We start from the raw sequence: 5,185 nt of genomic DNA on the forward strand, positions 1-5,185 counted from the left end.
CGCCCCCCTGCCCCCCCCCCCCACCCCACCCCCCCCCCCCCCCCCCCCCCCCCCCCCCCCCCCCCCCCCCCCCCCCGGTCCGGGCGTCACCCCGTCAGGCCGGGGTGGGTGGCCGACAGCAGGGCTACTGGTGCTGGCCCCGGCGTCGGCGCACCACCAGGAACAGTCCCGCGCCGAGGGCGATCAGCACCGCGGCGCCGGTCGCGATCAGCGGCATGGCGCTGCTGGCCCCGGTGTGCGGGAGTTCGCCGCCGGGAGCGGGCGCCGGCGGGTTCGGCGTGCTCGGCGGGGTCGTCGGCGTCGGGGTCGGCGTCGACGAGGCGGTGGGCGTCGGGGTGGGGATGAGCTTGTTGACGGCCGTGACGCTGACCCCGTCCTCCAGGTTGTCGGCGGTGAGCACCAGCGGTCCGAAGACCGTGTTGTCGGGCGCCGAGTAGCCGTCGGGCGGGCTCAACTCCTGCCAGTAGTACGTCCCGGGCACGCCGGTGCCCTGGCAGATGCCGTCCTTGCCGGTGGTGCACGGGTCACCGACGGGCGTGTCCGGCTTGGCCCCGGTGGCCTGGAGGCCGTCGGTGCCGTTGGTCTCGTGCCAGAGCTGGAACTTGGCACCGGCGAGCGGCTTGCCGTCCTGGTCGTTCTTGACCAGCTTGAGCGCGCCCTCCTGCTGGCGGTAGCCGAAGTCGAAGGTGTGGTCGTTCTCGCCCGGTCCGCCGGTGGTCAGCGCCCGTTCGGGGAACTTGGCGCCGGCGGGGACGATGCCCTTCGAGTCGATGAAGTGGTTGTCGCCGACGTCGTGGTCGGTGGGCACCCAGTGGTACAGCGGGCCGCCCTTGGCGTAGTCGGCGGGGTTGTCGATCCGGATGGTGTACTTGGTGTGCGGCTTGAGGCCTCCGGGGACGTTGCTGTTGTCGAAGTAGTACTCGCCGCGCGCCGTGGTCTTCGTGGTGCCGAGGACCTTCCCCGACTCGTCGTAGAGGTTGACGGTGGCGCCCTTGACCGGGGTCTGGCCCGGGTTCTGGATGCCCTTGCGCTCGGGGTCGTACCAGACCCGGTTGCCGATCTGCAGCGGCGCCTGGTCGCAGAGCACTTCCAGGTCACCCATCGCCGCGCCCTTGCCGAACGGGGAGCCGGTCCCCGCCGGGGTCAGCCGCAGCCCGAACTTCGGGTCGTGGCTGCCGTCCGCCCGCTCCATGAAGGAGGTGCCGTAGCCGACCGGGGTGTGGTCCGGGTCGAAGGCGGAGCCCGCCACGGTGCTCTCGACCTTCGAGAGCGCGATGCCGGCGAACACCGTGTTGTGGTGGCCGACGGCGTCCCAGCCGGTGGAGAAGAACCGGGCACCGCGGACGGTCTTGCCGCAGCCGAGGTTGACGTCCATCACGTACGTGCCGTTCGACGGGCAGGCCTTGTTGAGGTCGCCGCCGGACATCACGGTGGCCGAGTTGGGCGCCGGGGCGCCCGGTCCGCGGTCGGCGAAGCGGTCCTTGAAGGCCAGCAGCATCGAGCCGTCGGTCTCGAACAGGATCTCGCCGAGCTCGGGCTCGGGGAACGCGATGGTGCTGTTGCCGCAGACCTTGCCGTTCTGCGAGGCCGGGAAGGTGCTGGTCCAGGCGAACCAGCCGGCGCCGTCGCACGGGCCGCTGCCGACCGTGGACTGCCGCGGGTAGTCCATCGGCTGGTCCAGCACCGGCTTGCCGAACGCCCCGGTGCCCAGGTCGAACGGCAGGACCAGGGCGCGCACGTCGGTGAGCTTGCCGGTGGACTCGCCGGAGCAGACCCCGCCGAGGAAGCCGGTGCCGTCCTGCAGCCCCAGACCGTAAGGACGCCAGTCCGCAGCCGACGGGCAGCCGGGGTCCGGGATCGGGTAGGCGGCCTTCGGCGCCGAGGCCGTCGGCGCGGTGGCGTCGTAGCGGTAGAGCTTGCGGTCGTTCAGGTTGACGACGAACAGGTCCTTGCCGTCGTCGGTGATCTTGATGCCGCCCAGGCTCTCCTTCCCGGGGACGTCGAGGAAGGCGTCGTCCGTCCCGGACCCGTGCGCGGTGCTGCCCGCGTTCGGGACGGTGGTGAAGACGCTCGTCTTCCCCGGCTTGGTGGGGTCGCTCATGTCGGTGACGTAGATCCCGCCGGAGCCGGCGGGGCCGTAGTCGGTGGTGCGCTTGGCCGTCGCCGCGGAGAACACCCGCTTGTCGGCCTTGTTCCAGGCGATGCCGAAGATCGTTCCGGTGTCGGCGTCGGTGGCGACCTTCGTCGCGACGACGTCCTTGCCCGGGCCCTCCTGACCGCGCGCGCTGTACGGGAAGGAGACCAGGGTGCGCTCGGACTTGCCCTGGTAGGTGGGCGTCTGGCAGGCGGTCACCAGCGGAGCGTTCTTCTGGCAGTAGTCCGCCGGGTTCCACAGCCCGGTGGTGTAGGAGACGTTCTTGCCCCCGCCGAGGTCGACGAACTCCTCGTTGGAGCTGAGCTGGTTCGGCGCGCCGTCCAGGCCCTGGCGGGAGGCGAAGGCCGGGAACAGCACGCCCGGCTTCGGATTCACCACCTGGACGCGGTACTTGCCGCCGGTGGCCTTGCTGGTCGCGGGCGCCAGGGTGACCGTGCCGTCCGCCGCCGTGGTGCCGTCGATCGACACCCCGGCGTCGTCGGTGAGCGTCACCTTGACGCCCGCCATGTTCGGCTCCAGCGCGGGCGTCCAGGTGCCGGAGTCGTCCACGGCCCGGATCACCCGGACCGTGACCGTCCCGTCGCCGGTCTGCGAGACCGCCGCCGGGACCGCCGCCAGCGAGCTGCTGCCGACGACGACGGCGAGCGCCGCGATCCGGCCCACGACGCGGCGGCCGGACCGGCCCGCCCGTGACCGGTCCGGGCCGCGCGCGGCGCCGTTCATCAGTTCATTCGTTGTGTTCATCCCTGCTCTCATGGTCCAAAGAGCCCAAATGGCCCGACTACCTGAGGGAGCCCACAGCGTGGCCTGAAACTGCTGTGGTTAACGTGAGCTTAAAGGGATTTCACCCAACCGGGTGGTCGATTGTGGAACTTTGATGACCTGTCAGACGTATCCACCACGACTTCCCTGACGGATGGCCAGGTTTCACCCCCTCTCACCAGCGGGAACCCGGGCCCGGACAAGCTCTCGACACGGAATGAGCGCCAAGTCGACAAAGCCGCCCGACCACGGAGGGTGACCGAACCTCGAACAGCACTACGAATGCCCCGGGAATTCGTCACGGCCTGCACAGAACCGTCCACGATTCATTCCAACCCACCAGCCCCAGGAGCAACCTTTGCCCGCGCTCGACCTCCCCCACGGTCCGACCGCGAACGGCACCTCCCACCCCTGTCCTGCGTCAACACCGCTGACATAACCTGCGGGCATGAGCGAACGCGTGGTCCCCGAGCCCCAGCGCCGTCGGCGGCGACCCACCAAGCAGGGCGTCGTGCTCTCCCGGGAGCTGATCATCGACACCGCACTGCGGCTGGTCGGGCAGCACGGCGCCGAGGCGCTCACCGTCCGCCGGCTCGGCACCGCGCTCGGCGCCGACCCCAGTGCCGTCTACCGCTACTTCCACAGCACCGACGACCTGCTGCTGGCCATCGCCGACGAGCTCATCGGGCGCGCCCAGGCCGGCTGGCGCCCCACCGGCGACTGGCGCGCCGACCTGCGCTCCATCGGCCTGCGGATCCACACCGCCTACCTCGCCCACCCCCAGGCCGCCCTGCTCGCCGCCCACCGCACCACCGGACGCAGCCACGAGGCGGCCGCGGTCGAGACGATCCTCGGCGTGCTGCGCACCGCCGGCTTCCCCGACCCGGAGGCCGTCGCGATCTACCACGCCTTCGTCGACCAGAGCCTCGGCTTCGCCGCCCTGGACGCCGCCGCCCTCGCCCTCCCCGCCGCCGCGGCCACGGCAGACCTCCAGGTCTGGCAGGCCTCCTACGCCCGCCTCGACGCCGCCACCCACCCCCACATCGCCGCCACCGCACACCTGCTCTCCACCGACATGCGGCGCAGCGGCTACCCGTACGCGCTCGACCTGCTGCTCGACGCCGCAGCGGCCCGCCTGGCGGCGGACTGAGGGGGGAGGCCGCCCAGCGGGCGGGAGGGGGCGGGCGGCGCCAGGCGCGAGGCCCGTCGCGGACGGCAAGGCGCCCAGGGGCCGAGGAGCCCCGAGGCCGTACGGCAGGGACGCGCCACGCCGCAGGGCGGCAGGGTCGCCACACGGGCACGGGTCGCCGGGCCGGCGGCCCGGCGACCCGTTGGTCGGTCACTCGGCCGCGTGGACGAGTTCACCCCCCACGTAGGTGCGCAGCACGCGGGCTTCGGCGATCTGCTCCGGGGGGCCGGTGAGGATGTCGCGGTCGAGCACGACCAGGTCGGCGAGTTGCCCGACCGCGAGCGTGCCGGCGTCGTCGTGGCCGTTCACGTGGGCGGAGCCGGCGGTGTAGGCGGCGAGGGCGGAGGCGAGGTCCAGGCGCTGCTCGGGCAGGAAGACCCGGCCGTCGGTCGCGCCGGGTTCCATCCGGTTGACGGCGACGTGCAGGCCCGCCAGCGGGTCGGGGCTGCTCACCGGCCAGTCGCTGCCCGCCGCGAGGGTGGCACCGGCCCGCTGGAGCCCGCCGAAGGGGTACTGCCAGGCGGCGCGTTCGGGGCCGAGGAAGGGGATGGTGAGTTCGTCCATCTGTGGTTCGTGCGCGGCCCACAGCGGCTGGATGTTGGCGACGGCGCCGAGCCGGGCGAAGCGGGGCAGGTCGTCCGGGTGCACCACCTGGAGGTGGGCGAGGTGGTGCCGGGTGTCGCGGCGGCCGTTCTTCGCCCGGGCGGCCTCGACGGCGTCCAGCGCCTCGCGGACGGCCCGGTCGCCGAGGGCGTGGAAGTGCACCTGGAAGCCGAGCGCGTCGAGTTCGGTGACGTACTCGCAGAGCGCGGCCGGATCGACGAAGCTGAGGCCGGAGTTGGCGGTGGCGCAGCCGCAGCCGTCCAGGTAGGGGCTGGTCATCGCGGCGGTGAAGTTCTCCGCGATGCCGTCCTGCATGATCTTCACCGAGCCGGCCCGGAACCGGCCGTGGCTCAACTCGGCGGGGGGGGGAAAAAGGGGGGGGGGGGGTTTTGGGGCGGGCGAGGGGGGCCCCCCAAACGAACCTGTGGACCGGGAGGGTAGATTTGCAGGAAGGGGGGGGGGCCAGTAGGGGGTGG

General features: G+C 72.4%; 2 protein-coding genes and 1 pseudogene. 1 reads left to right on the plus strand and 2 read right to left on the minus strand.

Translation table 11 applies throughout. From position 1 onward, the window contains the following. Positions 1 to 124: 124 nt before the first annotated feature. Complete coding sequence (locus tag ACZ4W5_RS21015; RefSeq protein WP_465656117.1) at positions 125 to 2,899, minus strand: SdrD B-like domain-containing protein; 2,775 nt, start codon at positions 2,897 to 2,899, stop codon at positions 125 to 127. Positions 2,900 to 3,365: 466 nt separating this feature from the next. Here ACZ4W5_RS21015 and ACZ4W5_RS21020 point away from each other — a divergent pair, with 466 nt between their 5' ends. Next, on the plus strand, positions 3,366 to 4,067 hold the full coding sequence (locus tag ACZ4W5_RS21020) for a TetR/AcrR family transcriptional regulator (protein ID WP_465656118.1): 702 nt from the start codon (positions 3,366 to 3,368) through the stop codon (positions 4,065 to 4,067). A 189-nt stretch (positions 4,068 to 4,256) separates the two neighbouring features. On the opposite strand, the pseudogene ACZ4W5_RS21025 reads toward ACZ4W5_RS21020, so the two are convergent. Then, positions 4,257 to 5,069 (minus strand): annotated as a pseudogene (locus ACZ4W5_RS21025) (amidohydrolase); the annotation flags it as partial. Positions 5,070 to 5,185 lie beyond the last annotated feature (116 nt).

This window comes from Kitasatospora sp. NPDC029367, from assembly GCF_055569135.1.